At 43.0% G+C, this 17,942-nt stretch carries 18 protein-coding genes; 9 read left to right on the top strand and 9 right to left on the bottom strand.

Translation table 11 applies throughout. The features are described from left to right. Nucleotides 1-20: 20 nt before the first annotated feature. The 4 genes from ACMXYW_RS11910 to ACMXYW_RS11895 all read left to right on the top strand — a co-directional run bounded on the left by ACMXYW_RS11910 (nucleotide 21) and on the right by ACMXYW_RS11895 (nucleotide 2,913). The gene (locus tag ACMXYW_RS11910; protein WP_415904203.1) at nucleotides 21-1,064 is read left to right on the top strand and encodes a DnaT-like ssDNA-binding domain-containing protein; all 1,044 of its coding nucleotides are present in this window, start codon (nucleotides 21-23) and stop codon (nucleotides 1,062-1,064) included. Beyond that, nucleotides 976-1,764 carry a replication protein P gene (locus tag ACMXYW_RS11905; RefSeq protein WP_415904202.1) on the top strand — a complete coding sequence of 263 codons (789 nt, stop codon included), beginning with the start codon at nucleotides 976-978 and terminating at the stop codon, nucleotides 1,762-1,764. The genes ACMXYW_RS11910 and ACMXYW_RS11905 overlap by 89 nt, the downstream gene beginning before the upstream one ends. 81 nt (nucleotides 1,765-1,845) lie before the next feature. Continuing rightward, the gene (locus ACMXYW_RS11900) at nucleotides 1,846-2,250 is read left to right on the top strand and encodes a GNAT family N-acetyltransferase (protein WP_415904201.1); all 405 of its coding nucleotides are present in this window, start codon (nucleotides 1,846-1,848) and stop codon (nucleotides 2,248-2,250) included. A 126-nt stretch (nucleotides 2,251-2,376) separates the two neighbouring features. Then, nucleotides 2,377-2,913 carry a DUF3833 domain-containing protein gene (locus ACMXYW_RS11895; protein WP_415904200.1) on the top strand — a complete coding sequence of 179 codons (537 nt, stop codon included), beginning with the start codon at nucleotides 2,377-2,379 and terminating at the stop codon, nucleotides 2,911-2,913. 101 nt (nucleotides 2,914-3,014) lie between these two features. Here ACMXYW_RS11895 and ACMXYW_RS11890 read toward each other — a convergent pair whose 3' ends face one another. Then, complete coding sequence (locus ACMXYW_RS11890) at nucleotides 3,015-3,794, bottom strand: hypothetical protein (RefSeq protein WP_415904199.1); 780 nt, start codon at nucleotides 3,792-3,794, stop codon at nucleotides 3,015-3,017. Nucleotides 3,795-4,044: 250 nt separating this feature from the next. Here ACMXYW_RS11890 and ACMXYW_RS11885 point away from each other — a divergent pair, with 250 nt between their 5' ends. Continuing rightward, nucleotides 4,045-4,695 carry a class I SAM-dependent methyltransferase gene (locus tag ACMXYW_RS11885; protein ID WP_415904198.1) on the top strand — a complete coding sequence of 217 codons (651 nt, stop codon included), beginning with the start codon at nucleotides 4,045-4,047 and terminating at the stop codon, nucleotides 4,693-4,695. 30 nt (nucleotides 4,696-4,725) lie between these two features. Here ACMXYW_RS11885 and ACMXYW_RS11880 read toward each other — a convergent pair whose 3' ends face one another. From ACMXYW_RS11880 to ACMXYW_RS11865, 4 genes are all read right to left on the bottom strand, one after another. Next, complete coding sequence (locus ACMXYW_RS11880) at nucleotides 4,726-6,045, bottom strand: sigma 54-interacting transcriptional regulator (protein ID WP_415904197.1); 1,320 nt, start codon at nucleotides 6,043-6,045, stop codon at nucleotides 4,726-4,728. Next, nucleotides 6,042-6,533, bottom strand: coding sequence for a hypothetical protein (locus tag ACMXYW_RS11875; protein WP_415904196.1), 492 nt, complete (start codon nucleotides 6,531-6,533; stop codon nucleotides 6,042-6,044). Before ACMXYW_RS11875 ends, ACMXYW_RS11880 begins: the two co-directional genes overlap by 4 nt. Beyond that, nucleotides 6,526-7,935 carry a sensor histidine kinase gene (locus ACMXYW_RS11870; protein ID WP_415904195.1) on the bottom strand — a complete coding sequence of 470 codons (1,410 nt, stop codon included), beginning with the start codon at nucleotides 7,933-7,935 and terminating at the stop codon, nucleotides 6,526-6,528. Before ACMXYW_RS11870 ends, ACMXYW_RS11875 begins: the two co-directional genes overlap by 8 nt. A 265-nt stretch (nucleotides 7,936-8,200) precedes the next feature. Next, nucleotides 8,201-8,530, bottom strand: a complete 330-nt coding sequence (locus ACMXYW_RS11865) for an EF-hand domain-containing protein (protein ID WP_415904194.1) — start codon at nucleotides 8,528-8,530, stop codon at nucleotides 8,201-8,203. 408 nt (nucleotides 8,531-8,938) lie between these two features. Here ACMXYW_RS11865 and ACMXYW_RS11860 point away from each other — a divergent pair, with 408 nt between their 5' ends. Further along, nucleotides 8,939-9,751: a formylglycine-generating enzyme family protein gene (locus tag ACMXYW_RS11860; protein ID WP_415904193.1), complete on the top strand. Its 813-nt coding sequence runs from the start codon at nucleotides 8,939-8,941 to the stop codon at nucleotides 9,749-9,751. Between the two features lie 61 nt (nucleotides 9,752-9,812). Here ACMXYW_RS11860 and ACMXYW_RS11855 read toward each other — a convergent pair whose 3' ends face one another. Further along, the gene (locus ACMXYW_RS11855; protein WP_415898866.1) at nucleotides 9,813-10,406 is read right to left on the bottom strand and encodes a TetR/AcrR family transcriptional regulator; all 594 of its coding nucleotides are present in this window, start codon (nucleotides 10,404-10,406) and stop codon (nucleotides 9,813-9,815) included. 115 nt (nucleotides 10,407-10,521) lie between these two features. Between ACMXYW_RS11855 and ACMXYW_RS11850 the strand changes: the two genes are divergently transcribed. After that, nucleotides 10,522-11,478: a hypothetical protein gene (locus ACMXYW_RS11850; protein WP_415904192.1), complete on the top strand. Its 957-nt coding sequence runs from the start codon at nucleotides 10,522-10,524 to the stop codon at nucleotides 11,476-11,478. Here the strand turns inward: ACMXYW_RS11850 and ACMXYW_RS11845 are convergent. Together ACMXYW_RS11845 and ACMXYW_RS11840 are read right to left on the bottom strand one after the other, a co-directional pair. Next, on the bottom strand, nucleotides 11,468-11,902 hold the full coding sequence (locus ACMXYW_RS11845; protein ID WP_415904191.1) for a DnaJ domain-containing protein: 435 nt from the start codon (nucleotides 11,900-11,902) through the stop codon (nucleotides 11,468-11,470). The two genes, ACMXYW_RS11850 and ACMXYW_RS11845, sit on opposite strands and share 11 nt — an antisense overlap. Before the next feature lie 347 nt (nucleotides 11,903-12,249). Next, nucleotides 12,250-12,951, bottom strand: coding sequence for a VWA domain-containing protein (locus ACMXYW_RS11840; RefSeq protein ID WP_415904190.1), 702 nt, complete (start codon nucleotides 12,949-12,951; stop codon nucleotides 12,250-12,252). 168 nt (nucleotides 12,952-13,119) lie between these two features. On the opposite strand from ACMXYW_RS11840, the gene ACMXYW_RS11835 reads away from it, so the two are divergent. Together ACMXYW_RS11835 and ACMXYW_RS11830 are read left to right on the top strand one after the other, a co-directional pair. Then, nucleotides 13,120-14,859, top strand: coding sequence for a hypothetical protein (locus tag ACMXYW_RS11835; protein WP_415904189.1), 1,740 nt, complete (start codon nucleotides 13,120-13,122; stop codon nucleotides 14,857-14,859). A 149-nt stretch (nucleotides 14,860-15,008) separates the two neighbouring features. Beyond that, nucleotides 15,009-15,923 (top strand): substrate-binding periplasmic protein, encoded by a 915-nt coding sequence (locus ACMXYW_RS11830; RefSeq protein ID WP_415904188.1) that lies wholly within the window; start codon nucleotides 15,009-15,011, stop codon nucleotides 15,921-15,923. 69 nt (nucleotides 15,924-15,992) lie between these two features. Here the strand turns inward: ACMXYW_RS11830 and ACMXYW_RS11825 are convergent, their stop codons facing one another. Further along, nucleotides 15,993-17,741, bottom strand: coding sequence for a lysophospholipid acyltransferase family protein (locus ACMXYW_RS11825; protein ID WP_415904187.1), 1,749 nt, complete (start codon nucleotides 17,739-17,741; stop codon nucleotides 15,993-15,995). Nucleotides 17,742-17,942: the final 201 nt, after the last annotated feature.

Genomic DNA, 17,942 nt, shown 5'->3' with positions numbered 1-17,942 from the left:
TTAGGTAAGATTACATATTCATGAGTTATGTTTTTTCTGAAACACCTATCTTGCTATACCCATCCTTAGTCAAGGAGGTAGGTGTTGAAGCGGCTGTATTGTTGACGCTCTATCATCAAAGGGTAGAACGTCTGCAAAATGTAACGGATACAGCGCAAGCACCAGAACTTATATTTTCTCGTGAACAATGGCTGGCATTAGGTGAGTTTTGGGACGAAGAACGGTTGGCTCAATTAACCAGCGAATTAGTCAGTGCAAATATCATTGATGCCGCATTCGCTAATGATGGGCGCGTAAGAATCCGCTTTGTTGTTGAAGAGCAAGTCTCTGAAGCATCGTTCGATGAAGTGCCTGAAGGTGACGTTGAGATTGTAAGTCGGTTACCGGTTATGGAAACGATTCCGGCACAGGTTGAAGAACTGCCTGTCGAGGTTGAGCAATCTGAGCCGAATTATGCACAATCTAATTATACCCAGCAAAATAACCCACAAACTCAACCTTTACAATCAGGCTATCCACAGGATCAGTACCCAGAGGTGCAGGATACGCCGTATTATCCTGATCAAGCGCCAACAGCGCAGCCGCAAAATATTCCTAACCCCGGTCCTGCCCCTACTTTTGGCGGCAGTATAGGGTGGGCTAAAAAAGCACAGCAGATGAAGAACGGCCACTCAGACGAGTTACAGGCGCGTTTTTTCCAGCAAGAACAGCTTAAAAAGCAGCTCCAGGGTATGGAGCTTAATTGGCAACCATCCGAAAATTTTTATGCTTTGCTTCCGCGGCATAATATCTCGCCACAATTCGCCCAAACATGTCTGGATGAATTTGTGCTTTACTGGTTAGATAAAGACCGTAAAGAAACCAACTGGGATCAAAAATTCTTAGGTTGGGTAAAACGAGAGTGGGTTAAAAAGCAAACCCAAGATGGGCGTCAGCAACGCATAAACAACGAACAGCAAGGCAAAGGTTTCAGCCATGAAAACCCCCGCAGAGATACTCGCGAAAAACGACAACGGGTTACCGCAGCAGTCATGGACGTCAACAACCTCGACTGGACCAAGTGAGCCTCCTAAACAGGTAATTAGTCAGGAAACGGGTGTTTACGTTAATTTTATTTTTAACCGTTTCATGGCTATCTATGGCCATAAATTTAAGAGCTGTTTCGAAACCCAGGAAGAAATTAACATTGCGAAGCGCGAGTGGGCATTAAGCCTTGGTGGCTATACCGAACAAGAGCTGGTGGCTGCTATTGACTATTGCAAAGAACACAGCGCATGGATGCCGACGATTTCCGAGTTTCTTGATGTACTTCGCACCCAAACTGGCGATCATGGTTTACCTGCAACTAAGCACGCTTATGAAGAAGCGTGCCTAAATGCGGATAAAGCATCGACGCATAAGTGGACCCATCCTGCAATCTATCATGCTGGTAAAGCAACCGGTTGGTTTCGTTTGCGCACTGAAGATGAAGTCGATGTTTTTCCAGACTTTCGCTACAACTATGATGTGATCAGTCGGAGAGTGCGAGCAGGAGAGCAACTCGATCTACCTGTTGCAGTAGCTTTACCTGATAAAAGCGATAATACTCTGTTTGCATTTATCCAAAGCTGGGGCGAAGAGCATAATCTGAAACCTGAAGTCGCCAGCAAATGGCTGTTCTACCTGACTAAACCTAAAGGTACGATGGTGCGTAAGCGTTTTCAGCAACAAGCCCAGGTTGAAGCCAATGCGATGGGTATTACGCTACCGGATGATTATCAGTAAGCGTGAGTGAACGTTTAAGAGAGTAACTTATCAAAACAGCCTTCAGGGCTGTTTTTTTATGATTTAAATAAGGAGGTTTTTATGAAATATGAACAAGGCGATTTTCAGATCTACGATGAACGAGACAAGGTTCAGCTTGAAAGCGTCCAAGCTCTGCTAAAACAATCTTACTGGGCAAATGACAGAAGCATTGATGTGATACAAACATCGATAGAAAACAGTGTTTGTTTTTCACTCTACAAAGGCGAAGAACAAATAGGCTTTGCCAGAGTAGTTACTGACTTCGCTTCAGTTGCTTATCTAGCCGATGTCATTATTGATGAACATTACAGAGGTCAGGGGCTGGGTAAGTGGTTAACGGAAACTATGGTAAATGACCCACGCTGGAAAGATAAATTTAAGTTTCTAGTCACAGATGACGCTCACAGTCTGTATACCCGCCTAGGGTTTAGAGGCAGTGAGAAGTTGTTGAGCACTAAGGTTTAAAAGAATTCTCTTTAATCGGAATAAATCGACGGTCTTCTTGAACGGTTGATACCTCTTACTCAATAATCCAAAACACAACTTACCCGTATACATAACTAATCATTGTTATGTATATGGAGTATCAAGTTGACTGTTCAAAACTTTCTTTTCCGCTTATTTCTTATTGGCCCTCTATTTTTAACGGGGTGTTCCTCTATCAATATTGATGAGTACAAGGATAAGGATCCTGAGTTAGTTTTAGAGGAGTTCTTTGATGGTGATCTTACTGCCCATGGCGTAGTAAAGGATTGGTCAGGAAAAGTGATTCGGCATTTCAATGCCGACATCAAAGCTTATTGGCGAGAGGGTGTTGGTGTATTGGAAGAAGACTTTATTTTTGATGATGGTGAAAAACAACGCCGGGTTTGGGCGCTGACACCTGATGGTTCGGGAAACTACATGGCCGAGGCGAATGATGTGGTTGGGCCAGCAAATGCTCAGGTCAGTGGCAATGCGTTGTTTATGCAATATGTTCTTAGAGCACCTTATAAAGATGGCACTATCGATCTGACTATCGATGATAAGATGTATCTGGTTTCACCTTCCGTGATTGTGAACGAGTCAAAGATGAAGAAATTTGGTATTTCGGTTGGGCAGGTGTTGTTAACGATTGTGAAAAAATAGTCGTGTTTTGAGTTTTTTTCGTTGAAAAGATCGGGGCGATTAAATAATGCTTGCCCCGATACTTATCGACTTATTGCAATAATTCAGTTACCAATACAGTTCTACTTTTTAAGGTACGCAGGTGAAATTTCTTCTGAACGGTGAGTAAATTTCCCTTCTGTACACACAGCTAAGGCACTATTAAATCGTTCTAAAAAGCCCGGGTTGTGTCTTAGAAAATGATGGCCAAAATAGACACCTAAATTGTGGCTGTGAATTACTTTCCTTTTAGTCATCGCTCTCTGTTTGTCAGTCATCGCATGATCCATCGCTTGCTCATTCATCAAAAACGCATCTATACGTTTATGTATAAGCATGTAGAGCAGTTGTTCACTATTCGTCGGCGGGTTTCCGGTGACTTTATAGCCATTGCTTTGCAGCCAGCTGTGCATGTTTGATCCCAAAAAGCTGGTGGTCACAGCGTTCTGTTTAAACTCTTCAGATTCAGGATCTAGAGGTGAATCTTTGAGTTGGAAGAACGTCCAGTTCTGGGTTTCTATAGCACCTGAATGGGTTGCATAACTATCGCGGCTTTTTTTATGGGATGCTGAAAAGAAACCGTCAGCTTTACCTTGTTTTGTAAGCAGTTTTGCTCGATTGAAAGGCCTCGCGTGTATTGCAACCTTTTCGGGCATTGCTTCAAAAGCACAACGGATATTCTCTACTGACGTTCCGGTTATTTTGCCGTCAACTATTTCCGTGTAAGGAGGGTAGGGCATTGTTAATAAATGCACTGAATCGGAATCGAATTTTTCACCCTCAATCGCGTCCATGTTTATATCATCTTGTGCTAAGGCTGGAAGGCTTAATGTACAGATTAATAAACACGTTTTAACTCGCATATACACACCTATCTATTCGATATGACTACTGATCAGATAAAGGCCGAAACTGAATTAAGTCGCTAACTGCCTCTATGTGGATTCAGTAATAAAATATAGTTGAGAATTTTTAGGTTTGTAGGAATTGGAGGACTTCTTCGGCGCAATCAAACCTTTGAGGGTTAAACCAGAAATTACGGACTTTTACATGGTCAGGCATCTACGTTATTTTGAAGGCCGCTTTTTAAAATAGTCCAAAGGAAAGGGATAGATGAACAAGCCTGTGAATAAAATAGAGTCGGACAAGTTTTGGGATCGCGTTGCTGCAAAGTATTCGCAAAAAGCAGTTCCCAATGAAGCGATGTATCAAAAGAAATTAAAGGAAACGCAAAGTTACTTTTCTTCTGATATGCGTGTGGTTGAGTTTGGCTGCGGCACAGGTACGACTGCTATCCATCATGCACCATTTGTTGGCCATATTGATGCCATAGATATCTCTGAGAATATGTTGGAGATTGGGCGAGAAAGAGCGCATCAAGCAGGTGTAGGGAATGTCGATTTTCATCTAGGGACATTACATGATTTCAATGCTGAGACAGAAAGCGTTGATGCGGTTTTGGGCTTAAATGTGATTCATTTGATTCCGAATTGGCAAGCGGTGATAGCTGAAGTCGCTAGAATCTTAAAACCCGGTGGCGTCTTTGTGAGTAGTACCGGTTGTTTGGGCGGTTCTTACATGCGCTTTCTTAAACTGATTGTGCCAGTGGGGAAGTGTTTCGGCTTAATGCCTGATCTATTCGTGATCACGGAAGATGAATTGGCCGATGAGATTAAAGCCGCTGGCTTTAGCATTGAGAGCCAATGGCATTATGGCCATAAAGATATGGAAGTGTTTATCATCGCGCGAAAGAATGCTCTTTAATTACCAAATCAAAGCGCATTCTTTGTCTAATTAGGCTTTGTAATCGGCAGCTTCTAAACCATGCTTTTTTAAGAGCTTGTATAGGTCGGTACGATTTCTTCCCGCTATTTTTGCTGCTTGAGAAACATTGCCTTCGGTTATCTGTAATACCTTTCTGAGATAGCGCTTTTCAAAATCAGCACGAGCATCGTTAAAGTTCTGGATCACCTGATCTTGATTGACCAACGCTCGATTAACCGCACTATCAGATATGACCGGTGTTGTGCTTAATGCCGTTACCTTCTCGATAACATTCTCTAATTGACGGACATTACCCGGCCACGCCGATTGGGCTAAAACCTGAAGCGCATCGGAGGAGATATTCTTAACCTTGGGGTTATGCTTCGCTGCTGCTTGCTCAACAAAGTGGCGTGCCAGAGGTGGAATATCTTCAGGTCGTTCTGCAAGCGGAGGTAAGTGAAGATTCACCACGTTAAGACGGTAGAACAGATCCTCACGGAACTGTTGCTCTTGCATCGCTACTTCCAGGTCGCGGTGAGTGGCAGAGATTACGCGTACATCAACAGGAATAGTGTCGGTAGAACCCACAGGTCGAATTTGTCTTTCCTGTAGAACGCGTAACAACTTAACTTGAAGGGATAGCGGCATATCGCCAATCTCATCCAGAAACAAAGTTCCGCCGTTGGCTGCTTGGAAAAGACCTTCGTGCTTGCTGACAGCTCCAGTGAATGCGCCTTTGGCGTGACCGAACAGTTCGGACTCCAAAAGTTGCTCTGGTAGCGCACCACAGTTAATCGCAATAAACGGTTTTTTATGGCGTGGGCTTGCTTGATGGATCGCGTTGGCTAATAGTTCTTTACCACTTCCGCTTGGGCCTGTAACGAGCACACTGACATCGGAGCCTGCGATCTGTTCTGCTTCTTGAAGTAAGCTCTCCATAATCGGGCTGCGACAGATAATGTTTTTGCGCCATGTACTATCGGATCGACTTGTACCCGCAAGGGCTGCATTAATTGTTTCTAACAGCTGGTCTCTGTCGATAGGTTTGGTGAGAAAGCCAAATACGCCTTGTTGAGTTGCCGTTACTGCTTCAGGGATTGAGCCATGAGCCGTAATGATGATGACTGGCAACTGCGGATAGCGTTGCTGAAGTTGCTGGAAAAGGGCAAGGCCGTCCATACCTTCCATACGAAGGTCAGTGATGATCAGGTCGATCTGATCATCAAGAATCTCAAGTGCTTGTTCAGCGCTCTCAGCACAACTGATTTTAAATCCGCTGGCCTCTAAGCGCATTGAAAGTAGTTTTAGTAGAGATGCATCATCATCTACCAATAAAACTTGAGGGGTCATTCCTGTACCTCACGCTCATTGTTTAGATCGGTTTCAATCTGGGTGAGGGCATCGATTTTAACTTGCAGGTTTCGATTCTCTTCTAACAAATTATCTTGCTCCGCTCGCATCCATAACAGCGCGGTTGCGAACTGGTTACGAATATCTAAGTAACGATCCCCAGGACAAGATGGGTGAGGGTAGAGCACAATTTTAGAGAAATTACGTTTGGCTTGCTGCAATTGCTCTGTTGAAGAAAGCGGTGTTGATAGAAGAAGAGCTAATAGGGCGCTGTCTTTACTGCGAATGGCTCGCTGCATGATGCTGCTGCGCTGATCAGGCTTTTGTAAAAAGCGGCTTTCAATGCCTTGTAACTGATTAAGTCGTGATTCATTGATACGACAAATTGGCTTCTCTGTTACTTCTGGTTCAGGCATAGGTGACTTTGTAGGTACAAATTCACATCCTTGTAGAAACAATAACAAGATGAGTGGAGCGTATTTAATCATGGGTATTAAGCTCTTTAACTGGCAGGCTGACGCGGAAGCTGACAAAGCTATCCTGATTGCTATGTAATGTGACGTGGGCACCTAATGAGTCAGCGGCATCTCTAACAATACTCAATCCGATACCGGAGCCTTTAACAGGTCCAATGCGTCGATTTTGGCCTTGGTAGAACGGTGTAAATAGGTGTGGAATATCTTCATCTGGAATGATGGGGCCGTCGTTACCCACTTCTATAACTAGATAGTCTGCTTGTATGTTGGTGCTAACCAGCAAGCGACCACTGGAGCTTCCATAGAGTGCCGCGTTTGATATCAGGTTGCCGATAATACGGATAAGCATTGCTCGGTCAGTAAACCATTCGATATCTTCTTGTGGCAGCTGCACCAGCATCTTCTTTTGTTCGAGCAATAGCTTATAAGGCTCAATCGCTTCGTTAATCACCGGCAGTATATGTACTTGATGGAAGTTAACCGGTTCATTCTGATTTAATCGGCTGTAGTCCAAGAGTTGCTCAATCAAAGACTGTAATTGACGCGAGTTAGTCTGCAGCAGATTAGCCACTTCAAGCTGGCTGGTATTAAGTTCGCCAATAACCTGTTCTGCTAGAAGATCTGAACCTTCACGCAGCGTGGTCAACGGGGTTTTTAATTCGTGAGACATATGGCGTAAAAAACGCTGTTTCTCGTTTTCTACTTCAGCTAACTGTTCTGTTAGCCAATCAAGCTGCCTATCTAACTCGACTAACTCATCCGGTCCGCCGACTTTGGCACCGATATATTCTTCGCCGGTACCTAGTGCTTGTAACCGCGCGGCAATCCGGTTAACTGGGCGGATAATTTTAAAACTGAAAAATAGGATTAACAGGGCTTCTAAGCCGAGAAGAATAATCGCTAAGGTACTTAATTTAGTCTGTGTTGTTTGCGCTGTTTCGTTAAGTGCTTGTAAGCGTTGATCTAAGACTAAGTCGATCTGTTCGTTAACCACACGGGTGAGGCTGAGTAGTGAATTAGCCTCAATAGGGTGAGCGCGTTCAATACCTTCGAGTAATTCAGTGATCTCGTTAGCTTTATTCTGCTCATTAAGCAGGAAGCTATGGATGACCAGCGCTTGTCTGTATTCTGACAAATATTGATTTAAGCGTTCTTGAATTTCAGGCTTAGCTAGAATCTGGTATTGCCTTGCTGAGCGGGTTATATCTTCGGCTAATCGTTCGAGTTGTTGGCCTCTACGCGTAACCTCTAAAGCTTGTTGTGCGAGCACACGGCCTTGCGCCGACTGTTCTACAAGAGCATCAGTAGCGTAAAAAATAAGGATGCCGAAAGGTGTTACGACAACCAAAAAGGATAGAAGTACCAGCTGCTTCAATGAGCTGAGTCGCCAAGGTTGGCGAGTCGATTTGGCCATTAAACAATCATAGTTAAACAAGTGTATGAGTATTATCCATCAATTACGCCTTAATTGGGTAGTCTCCATTATCTGTGGATAGACGGATTAGAGTTATAGGGCTGGCCGGGATCATCCTGATCACCGGCCGTGTCAAAACAGAGCTGGCGGCTATGTTGTGGACATGGATGCTCTGAATCAACTTGTTACCTGCTGGTATTCGACTAACTGAACTGAGGCTGTCTCGGAATCAGTGGGGCTAGTCGTATACCAACAAGTGAACCCTTTAAACGAATAGTTTCTTAGACGCTACGTAAGACGTTGTCGCCTCAACTTGTAGTTGAGAAAACTCATCCGGGCTTAGAAAACCATCTTTGTTGGCATCAATTTTATTGAAGCCTTTTACCAACGCTGGAGAAACCTGCGCTTCCTGAGGGCTAACTTTGCCATCTTTGTTTTCATCTAGTTTTTCGAAAATGCTTGTTGCCTTTGGCTCTTCTTGAGTCATCACTTCAGGTTGAACTTCCTTAACAACTTCAGCAGGTTTTGTTTCTTCAGCAAAAGCAATTGTAGAAACACAAAGCATGGACGCTAGAGTAAGTGCTGCAGATTTCATATTTTTCTCCTTAACGAAATAGATCGGGTAATAACAAAAATTTTAAATTCGCTAGGGATATATCAAATGATGTGCCATTTTTTGAAAATTAAATTAAAACAATGGGTTATGATTGTTTTTCTGGGTTTTGTCTTATGGCTGCTAAAAAATGATTAGAAAAGGAGTGCTATCTGTCGCTAATAAGAGACAGTGGGCTGGTTGTTAATTATTCAAACTTAATAAAATCAATGGGTTATGCGGTTTCTTTTTGGCGACAGTGAGTGATAAAAGTATGTAGTCAGTACTATGTCGGAGAAAATAATTCTGCTCTTGTTGAAACTATCTGATGAGTTTTTGCTCTACCTTTAGAAGGTTAGATACCTTTGGCGCTTGATAAAGATAAGAATGCATATAAGCAGGGGAAGGGGCATGAACAAAAAAGTGTGCTGTGTAGCAGTGTTGCTGACTGGTTTTACTTCTGGGGTATTCGCAGAATCCAGTAAAATCCAGATTGATGCAGGTAAGTTTCAGATGGGTTGTTCACAGGGAGATAATGACTGTGAAAATGATGAAGGAAAGCCCGGAGGCATTGCTGTTCACGTGCCAACTTTCTTGATTGATAAACATGAAGTAACGGTAGATGAGTATCAAGCATGTATTGATGCAGGAAATTGCCAACGGCCAAAAGACCATAAACGAAATCAGTATTGTAATTTAGGTGCAGAGGGGCGAGGGAACCACCCGATTAACTGTGTAGATTGGCAGCAGGCTTTAGATTTTTGCCAAACTAAAGGTGGCCGTTTACCTTTTGAAGCGGAATGGGAAAAAGCGGCGCGGGCAAATACGCTTTTACGCTATCCGTGGGGCCAAGAAGTAAGTTGTAAACATGCCATTCTTGATGACGGAAAAACGATGGGATCGGTCCCTAATGAACCTGACGGTTGCGGTGAAGATCGTACTTGGCCAATAGGTAGTCACGCTGAAAACGCTTATGGCTTACATGATATGCATGGTAATGCCGGTGAATGGACGATGAACTGGTATGCTAAAAACGGTCTTGAACGCTATGTGAATGGAGATCTGATTGGTCCAGATCAGGGACGTCAACGGGTGGTTCGTGGTGGCTCTTGGGATGAGAATAAAGCTAATTTGCGTAGTTCATTCCGAAATGTGAAACCGCCGGTAAGTGGCAGAAGCGTTTATGGATCGATCGGTTTTCGTTGTGCTTATGATGTGAAATAAGCGTAGGTTTATACAAATAAAAAAGCACCGCAGATCGGTGCTTTTTTATTGTCAGTTACTATTAATGGCACGGACTGTGAAGTGCCTTAAGCATATTCGTAATAACTGCATCATATTTAGACTGGTGAGGACGCTTGCTACTTAATACGCGAAGCCCCCAAATATTTGTCATTAGGTATGTTGAAAGGTCTTCGGGGGACTGCTTTCTATCTAACAATCCTTGTTCTTGGGCTTGAATGAGCGCGTTAGTAAAATAGGTTTCTACTTGGCTTAAGTAGCCTCCTACGCGTTCTCTAATCTCATCATCTTCTGTAGCAAGTTCTAGCATGGTATTGACCATCAGGCAGCCTTTACCAAGGCGATCATGTACTAGATCATCGCAGAAACATTTAAAAAACTGCTCGATTCCTTTCAGAGGAGTTTCAGCATTTTCCATTACGCTTGAAACGCGATTAAGACTGCGCGCAGCATAGGTGTCTATAACCTCTAAAAACAAACCCCGTTTGCTTTGAAATGCACCGTAAAGTGATCCTGGTTTTAATTTGGTCGCGTTCACGAGGTCGGTTACCGATGTTGCGCTGTAACCTGTTCTCCAGAAAACATTCATAGCCTTCTCTAAGACATCAGTACGATCAAACTCTGCTGGCCTCGCCATATTTTGCCCTCCTTGTTCTATTCGCTTATTATCATTATTCGATCCGCATCTCGCAATAGTTAATATGATAACCGGTAAATGCTTCTCGTTTCTGCCTTTTTTTGTAGTTTTTTTAATGATCATTACTCTAACAGGTTGTCAGAAAAAGCCTTCAGAATTCAGTTCTGAGGAAGGTCCCCTATTTCGCCGTGGGGTTGTGAACATGACAGACCAAGGGCTCAGCTTTAAGCCCTGTTACGTTAATAAACGCGAATTGATTAATGATCATACCGGTCGATTAGAGCGAAAACTGGATAATTCAATGGAGCCCGCTTTTTATGCGGAGATGAGTGGCTCTCATCTTGCGCCAGGCGAGCCTTGGGAGGTTTATCAGGTACACCTGATTGGTGGTAATCAATCAACCTGTAATTATGAATTATCGGGTAATGAATACCGTGCTGCAGGTGAGCGCCCCTTATGGATAGCGGATGTTCGGGATGATGGTATTTATGTTCAAAGGTTCGATCGTTTAAAACAGTTGATTTTCCCCCTATTAGATCCTATTAAGTTTGGAAGTAGTCTTGAGTGGAGTAGCCAGCTAAAAGGTTTAAAGAGCTATAGTCTAAGTTTAAATATCGATCGTTTACGATGTCAGGATCGTTATGGAATCGAATACGAACATACGGCTAGGATGGTGTTAAATGGTACTGTCTTTGAGGGCTGTGCCCGACAAGGAAAGTTGGATCTCAGAACACTGCCTGGCTTATATGGGGTCGAGCTACCTGGATTAAGGTCGCAAGGGCGTTATATTTCTTTAGAGTTATCGAGCGATCAGCAAGCGGTTTTAACTCAAGATTATCGTAATCGTCAGCCGTTAATCGTTCAAACGGGCTCTTGGCAGTTGATGAAAAATGGACGAGTTGTTATTCATTTTGTAGATATTGACGGCCGCGAAGATAATGAAATTCTCGTCTTTAAAAAGGATAAAAAGGGCGGTTTATTGTTAAAGGGATATAGTCCTACGTTTGGACATTCGGGGTTTCGGTTAGAAAGAGCTGGCCCCGAACGCCTGTATCGAAAATTTAATCGTTAATCAGAACATCTTTGGCCTGATTAATCTGTGCTGCAAGATAATCGCTACCACCGCGGTCTGGGTGCATCTTCTGCATTAACTTACGGTGTGCTGCGATAATCTCTTCTTTATTGCTATTAGGTGAGATACCTAAAATATCGAATGCTTCTCGGCGGCTCATCGTCCCTTGATGAGAGTGATTATTAGAACTGTCGTTATGCGGGATATCATCTTCGCGCCAACTATCGCCAAAACGCTTATCCAAGTAGGTTGTTAATAAACGAGTCGATTCTCCATCATGCTCACGACAGTATTGCAGTAATTGCATAAACTCTTGCTCGCTTAAGTCGCCTAGTTCTTTTCCTTGCAGCGGCCCTTGCTTAACTGTGCCATACATCACGCCTGAATCATGATCTAAACGCATAGACAAAATTTTTGTTTCCACTTTCGAAACGTTGCCTGAGCTCGCTTGGCTCTGCCGTTTTTTATACAGGTAATTTAAGAACGGCAGAAAACGTATGAAGAGAGGAAAAAGTCTACGGGCGAAGGGCAGTAAACCTGCTGCCACGGCTGCAATCCAGTGAAGGCGCCCCGTCAAAGCCATCAACAGAACGAATGTTGAGGCAATAACTAAAATAATAGCGATAACTGCTCGAGTGCGTGTTGCCGGTTTAAGAGTCTTCAGCCAAAAGAAAACCAGAAAACCTAATCCGGCTAAAACTACTAGACTAATTGGATTCACATTGTACCTATACTGATGTTTAACAATTCACAATGACTAAGTTGTCTATGTTACCGTAACTGCTCAAGTAGATGTTTTGCTGCGTGCCCTTTATTTTCTATATAGCGTTGAAATGCTGGCTTACCTTGACTGGCATAGATGGCAACAGCAATCAAAAGTTGCTTTAACAGTTCGGAGCTATGATGATCGAAGTGGTGATAAGCACCTCCCGATAGATGGGCGATGGCGGTAAACGCTTGCTGAGCGCGGCAGTCAGCACCTTCCTGAAAAATAAAGACAGGCGTTTTGAGTAACCCAAGTTGACCTGCGAGAGAAGTTAACTTGTCGGTACTTTCCTCTTGGCTATCGCCGATAAATATGATCGCTTTCACCTCTTGTTTTCGGGTTTCGTTTATACCTAACTGAAGTACCTTCTGTATTTGGGTATGACCAGCAGCACATGAGACTTTCTCCATAATCTGTCTAAGCTGAACAGGCTGGTTCAGCCATTTACTATGCTGGAACTCTTGATAACCCCGAAAGTAACAAAGCATAACGGCAAGGTTTCCGACTTCGCTGGTGGCTGAAAACATTTGGTTTTGCAGATGGCAGGCATGATCCCATGTCGCTTGACGGCTAGCTGTTGCATCTAATGCAAACAAAATACGACCCTGAGCGTTAGCATTGGCAGGAGCGAGTTCGTTGGCGAGCTGAATAAATTCATCCAGTTCTTTTCTAGAAGAGAGTGTTGTTAGGTCTTTATCTTTCTTCATATGCATGCTGATTTTACGGTTAAATAATACATTCAATACCAAATCTGGCGATATGATTAGCTTGATCTAATTCTTAGTAAGAATTATTCCTATTTTCTTCTGTGACTAACGACAGTTTGAATCAGTTCAGTTAAGATCTAGATAAATTAATAAAAGGAGTTTTGTAAGGTGCGTAATGTCATTATAGCCGGTGCAGTTGTAGCAGCCGGTGCAGTTGGCTACATCCTAACCCAACAAAATGGTGGTATTACTGCCACATCTAAATCCCCATTGGCATATGTGCCTGCCGACACGGTTTTCTTCTCTGGTCAGCTAGAACCGTTTCCGCTTAAAAACTACCTTCAGTCCACGAGCTCTCTTCAGGCAAAAGCACCTCAAGAACTGCTAGATGCATTAGATGATGAAACTGATCCGAAAAAACGTTTCTTCACTAGCCTAATCAAAGCTTATTTTGAAGCCGCAGGTTCGCCTGCTGAATTTCAAAAAACATTTGGTTTACCAGATGAATTGAGAATGTATGTCTACGCAGTAGGCTTCATTCCTGTTATCCGTTATGAAGTTACAAATGCGCAAGGTTTATGGGCTGCGTTAGACAAAGCAGAGCAAGATAGTGGTTTTAAACACGAACTGCGCAGTTCTGGCGATCTACAATACCGTGCTTATACGTTAGAAAATAATGAAAAGGGCGAGAAGTTCGAAGTACTTGTAGCCTTTGAAGATGGTTGGGCTACTTGGACCATCAATACGCATGTAAATGATGCTAAAACAATTGATATTGCTTTAGCTCAAGCAGCACCTGCAAATTCGCTTCAACAGGCAGGTACAGTCGAGCAGATTGCAACGCAACACGGCTTTGTTAAGAATTATATCTCTTATATCGATCATCAGCAGTTAGTGACAGCCTTTACCACTGAAAACGGTAATACATTGGCTAGCATGTTGACTCAAGCGATGACTGCGTCAGGCGATCCTGACGGTTTGGCTGATGTGCGTAATCCTGAATGTCAGTCTGAAATGGCTGCTATTGCGGCTAATTGGCCACGTACTGTAATCGGTGCTCGTAGCGCTGATGATATTCAAATTACACCAGAACGCAGCTTTATGCGTGTTTCAACTGTTGTTGAAAGCAAGAATAAAGTCGTGATGGATGCGTTAGCTTCTCTTCAAGGTTATATCCCATCATACCTAAACGATGCACAGGTATTTGGTTTGGGTATAGGTCTGGATGCCAACAAGCTAGGTACTGGTTTGTCTTCTATTTGGAGTAACATGCTAGAACCTACCTACAAATGTGCGCCATTAGCTGAGATGCAAGCGGGTGTTCAACAGGCTAACCCCGCAGCTTTAGCGATGTTTACGGGTATGGCTCAAGGTGTCAAAGGTATCGGCGCTGCTATTCAGGACTTCAGCTTGAAGACAGAAGGTTTTGCACCGCAACTTGAATCTTTGCAAGGTATTGTTTCTCTCTCTGCTGATAATCCAAAAGTGCTGTTTGATATGGCGAAGTCATTTGCTCCGCCTCTAGCGGCTATTCAGCTACCTCAAGATGGTACTGCTATTGATCTATCTACTATGGTACCGATGCCTCCTGAAGTAAACGTGAAGCCTATGCTAGCGTTGAAGGGGCAGCACTTGGTTATCTTTGCAGGAGAAAGTGGTCAGGCTCTGGCAGATACATTGGGTTCAGAACAGATCTCGGGTAATGGCTTGTTGAATTTCTCAATGGACTATAAAAAGATGCTTACGCCGCTTCTACCAGTTATGGAAATGGCTGCTGACCCAGAACTAACTGAGCAGATGGAAACGCTTAAAAATATGGATATGAAAGTTAAATTGGCGTTGAACCTTCAGTCTCAAGGTATTGAATTGAATACTGAGATGGATATTAAAGCACCTTCTCAAAAGTAGCTTCAAACCTTTAGCTTTAATCTAACTAAAAACCGCTTAGTAGCTTCTACTAAGCGGTTTTTTTTGTTTATCCAGCTAGACTTAGTTTTAAACCATCAAAGTTAGGCCTTTGGATTTTACTGAGTATATTTTTGAGAGAGTTATGTAGGATGCGGGTATCTCTACAAAAGTTATTAAGTCAGATTTTAATAATTGCTGCGATATCCATTGGAAATCTCTATTGCTCCGCAAGTTTTGCGTTTGCAGAGTTACGCACAATCCCTCCGCAATCTGATTTTGATGTCAGCCATAATTATTTTGTTTCCTTGCTGCAATTGATGTTGGATAACACTGCTTCTGAGTACGGCCAAAGCAAGGTGGCACATGTAGTGAGAATGGAGCAAGGTCGAGCTTTTTACGAGTTGAAAAGGGGAAAAATCATAGATGTATATTGGGCGGGCACCTCTATCGATCGAGAAGAAGAGTTCACCGCGATTAGAATTCCCCTTCTGAAGGGGTTACTAGGTTATCGCCTTAGTATTATTCGAGAAGATTCCAAATCTAAGTTTCAAAGCATAAAAAACTTAAAGGATCTGAGGAAGTATACCGCTTGCCAAGGAAGGCATTGGCCGGATTCTGATATTTTAGAAAGTGCTGGTATTGATGTAAGACGAGGGCCTATCTATGAACTTATGTTTGGCCAGCTAGCAGCCGGGCGTTGTGATTTTTTTCCTCGCGGAATTCATGAGGGAGGTCCTGAATTAACGGCTCGACGTGATAAATATCCCAATCTACGTTTGTTCTCTGACACGATTGTTTATTACCCATTCCCAATGTACTTCTTTGTCCGCAAAGGCAATATCGAATTAGCGAAACGATTGGAGCTAGGGCTGGAAAGGGCCATTGATTCAGGAAAGTTTGACCAACTACTTGAGAAACATCCTATTACGTCTAAGTTATTCCCATTAACTCAGTGGGGTGAAAAAAATATCATCGCGATTAGTAACCCCTTACTTCCTAGAGATACGCCTATTACTAATAGCCGCTATTGGATTAGGCCAGATGACTTAAAGGCCAGACGATAGCGGAGTTGCGACGCTTAATTTACACCCTTAAGGTTTAAAGAGCGTAAACCAATCTATTCATACTTTCTCTTACTCACCAATGTAGCGTTTATGTTTCTTTTCTTTAACGTAGCTTATATCCACTAAAACTAAACCATCAATACAGTAGTTAAAGTCTGGATCTACACCGAAATCTAGGAAACGAACGCCGCCTTCAGTACACAGTTCACTATATTGTTTATACAACGTTGGGACGTTTACACCCATAAACTCCAATTGCTCTTTTAGGATACTGAAGTCACTTTTGTAGTTGTTTCCATCGAACAGGCTTCTCATATGCTCTTCAGTAACTTCGTCGATTCCATATGGGGAAACGGAACTAGCGAGGTTCTCACTATCCTCAAAGTAATGACGATAAAACCAAACCAACATATCTTTAGCAGCCTTAGGATAATTATTGCTTAGGCTGACTGGGCCAAACATATAGCGAATTTCGGGGTGTTTGCGAAGATACGCACCAATCCCATACCAGAGATAATCTAAGCTACGTTTTCCCCAATATTTGGGTTGTACAAAACTACGACCGAGTTCGATACCTTGTGAAAAATAGGGCTGCATCTCATCGTTATATTGGAACAGATCGCTGCTGTAGAGCGTCTTTTCAGGTTGCTCTTTCAGCTTAGCTGCTTCTGCCAATCGATAAGCCCCAACAATTTCCAGCTCTTCTTCATCCCAGAGAATGATGTGGCGGTAGTACTGATCATAGTGATCGAGATCTTTTTTTGCGCCAGTGCCTTCACCAACACAGCGGAAGGCAATCTCTCTTAAACGACCAAGTTCATGCATCACTGCAGAATCTTTAATAAAGTCGAATAGATAAATTTTCTTACCGTCGGCGGTTTCACCGAGTAGTTCAGCATCGCGTAGTTCTTGTTTGATGCTTTGGCGATCTTGAGGGTGTGCGATGGTTTTCTCGGTGATAAAAAGAGGTTTCTTATTTTTGGCAATTCTGTAGAGATGCTTTTTAAGCAGCTTGGTTTTTTCTGCTGTGGATACTGGTACGGCATCGATTTGGCTATATGGAATCGCTTCGCCAACTTTTATCTGGATCGTTACTGAGTATTGTTTGAACATCTCACGGGCTAGCATGATGGTAGAGAAGTTCTTATTCAGATAAGAAACGCTATAGAAAAGAGGTGAATTCTTACCCCCAATAAACACCGGTAGGATTGGTGCATTGGCTTTGCGAGCAATACGTAGAAATCCACTGTTCCATTTATCGTCTTTGATGCCTGTAATCCCTGCACGTGAAACTTCACCAGCAGGGAAGACGATTACAGCTTGTTCTTGCCTTAGGGCATCAACAATACCCTCTATGTTCTTTTTACGTGTATTACCATTTAAGTTATCAACAGGCAGGAATAGATTGCTGATAGGGTCAAAGTTCATTAGAACATCGTTAGCGACAATTTTTACATCTCTACGAACCTCACCAACCAGTTTTAGCAGTGATAATCCATCGAGTGCACCAAGTGGGTGATTGGCAATGATGACTACTCGCCCAGACGAGGGGATATTTGCCCGATCATGATTACTGATGCTGTAACCAAAGTTAAAGTAATCCAGGACGCGATCAATAAATTCAAAACCATGGGCATCTTTGTTTTTGGCTAAGAAGGTATTGATCTCTTTCTCATGTACCAACTTGCGTAGCATATGCAGTGCAGACCGCTTAAAAGGTGTTGGCTTAGCGTCAAAGTCTGGAAACTTATTAATTACAGCTTGTTCTACGTTTAGAACAGGCGTCTCTGGCTGGGAAGTATTTTCACGTATGTTCATAACGTAAAAATATAGGGAGGGAGTATGACCAACCTTTGACGATTGCTTTACGATTTTATGACAGGTTGCTAATCGCCACTAGTGTCATTCTCTTTCAAGGCTTTCGTCCAAAGATCACCATCCTCCTGCCTGCGTCCTGGATTTTGGCGACGATTGGGATTATCAGGTTCAAACCTGATTTCGGCTCGTCTGTCCTTGAGT

It is taken from the genome of Neptuniibacter sp. QD48_55 (assembly GCF_047778115.1).
Classification (GTDB): Bacteria; Pseudomonadota; Gammaproteobacteria; order Pseudomonadales; family Balneatricaceae; genus Neptuniibacter.
Note: the sequence above shows the minus strand (reverse complement) of the source record. Positions and strands in the feature narration are given on the sequence as shown.

What these genes read in the sequence shown, in the direction of transcription:
- ACMXYW_RS11870 (WP_415904195.1), bottom strand. Translation starts at nt 7,935, where the DNA reads ATGGCCAAATCGACTCGCCAACCTTGGCGACTCAGCTCATTGAAGCAG.
- ACMXYW_RS11885 (WP_415904198.1), top strand. Translation starts at nt 4,045, where the DNA reads ATGAACAAGCCTGTGAATAAAATAGAGTCGGACAAGTTTTGGGATCGC.
- ACMXYW_RS11855 (WP_415898866.1), bottom strand. Translation starts at nt 10,406, where the DNA reads ATGGCGAGGCCAGCAGAGTTTGATCGTACTGATGTCTTAGAGAAGGCT.
- ACMXYW_RS11875 (WP_415904196.1), bottom strand. Translation starts at nt 6,533, where the DNA reads ATGATTAAATACGCTCCACTCATCTTGTTATTGTTTCTACAAGGATGT.
- ACMXYW_RS11880 (WP_415904197.1), bottom strand. Translation starts at nt 6,045, where the DNA reads ATGACCCCTCAAGTTTTATTGGTAGATGATGATGCATCTCTACTAAAA.
- ACMXYW_RS11825 (WP_415904187.1), bottom strand. Translation starts at nt 17,741, where the DNA reads ATGAACATACGTGAAAATACTTCCCAGCCAGAGACGCCTGTTCTAAAC.
- ACMXYW_RS11910 (WP_415904203.1), top strand. Translation starts at nt 21, where the DNA reads ATGAGTTATGTTTTTTCTGAAACACCTATCTTGCTATACCCATCCTTA.
- ACMXYW_RS11865 (WP_415904194.1), bottom strand. Translation starts at nt 8,530, where the DNA reads ATGAAATCTGCAGCACTTACTCTAGCGTCCATGCTTTGTGTTTCTACA.
- ACMXYW_RS11840 (WP_415904190.1), bottom strand. Translation starts at nt 12,951, where the DNA reads ATGAAGAAAGATAAAGACCTAACAACACTCTCTTCTAGAAAAGAACTG.
- ACMXYW_RS11905 (WP_415904202.1), top strand. Translation starts at nt 976, where the DNA reads ATGAAAACCCCCGCAGAGATACTCGCGAAAAACGACAACGGGTTACCG.
- ACMXYW_RS11830 (WP_415904188.1), top strand. Translation starts at nt 15,009, where the DNA reads ATGCGGGTATCTCTACAAAAGTTATTAAGTCAGATTTTAATAATTGCT.
- ACMXYW_RS11900 (WP_415904201.1), top strand. Translation starts at nt 1,846, where the DNA reads ATGAAATATGAACAAGGCGATTTTCAGATCTACGATGAACGAGACAAG.
- ACMXYW_RS11860 (WP_415904193.1), top strand. Translation starts at nt 8,939, where the DNA reads ATGAACAAAAAAGTGTGCTGTGTAGCAGTGTTGCTGACTGGTTTTACT.
- ACMXYW_RS11890 (WP_415904199.1), bottom strand. Translation starts at nt 3,794, where the DNA reads ATGCGAGTTAAAACGTGTTTATTAATCTGTACATTAAGCCTTCCAGCC.
- ACMXYW_RS11850 (WP_415904192.1), top strand. Translation starts at nt 10,522, where the DNA reads ATGATCATTACTCTAACAGGTTGTCAGAAAAAGCCTTCAGAATTCAGT.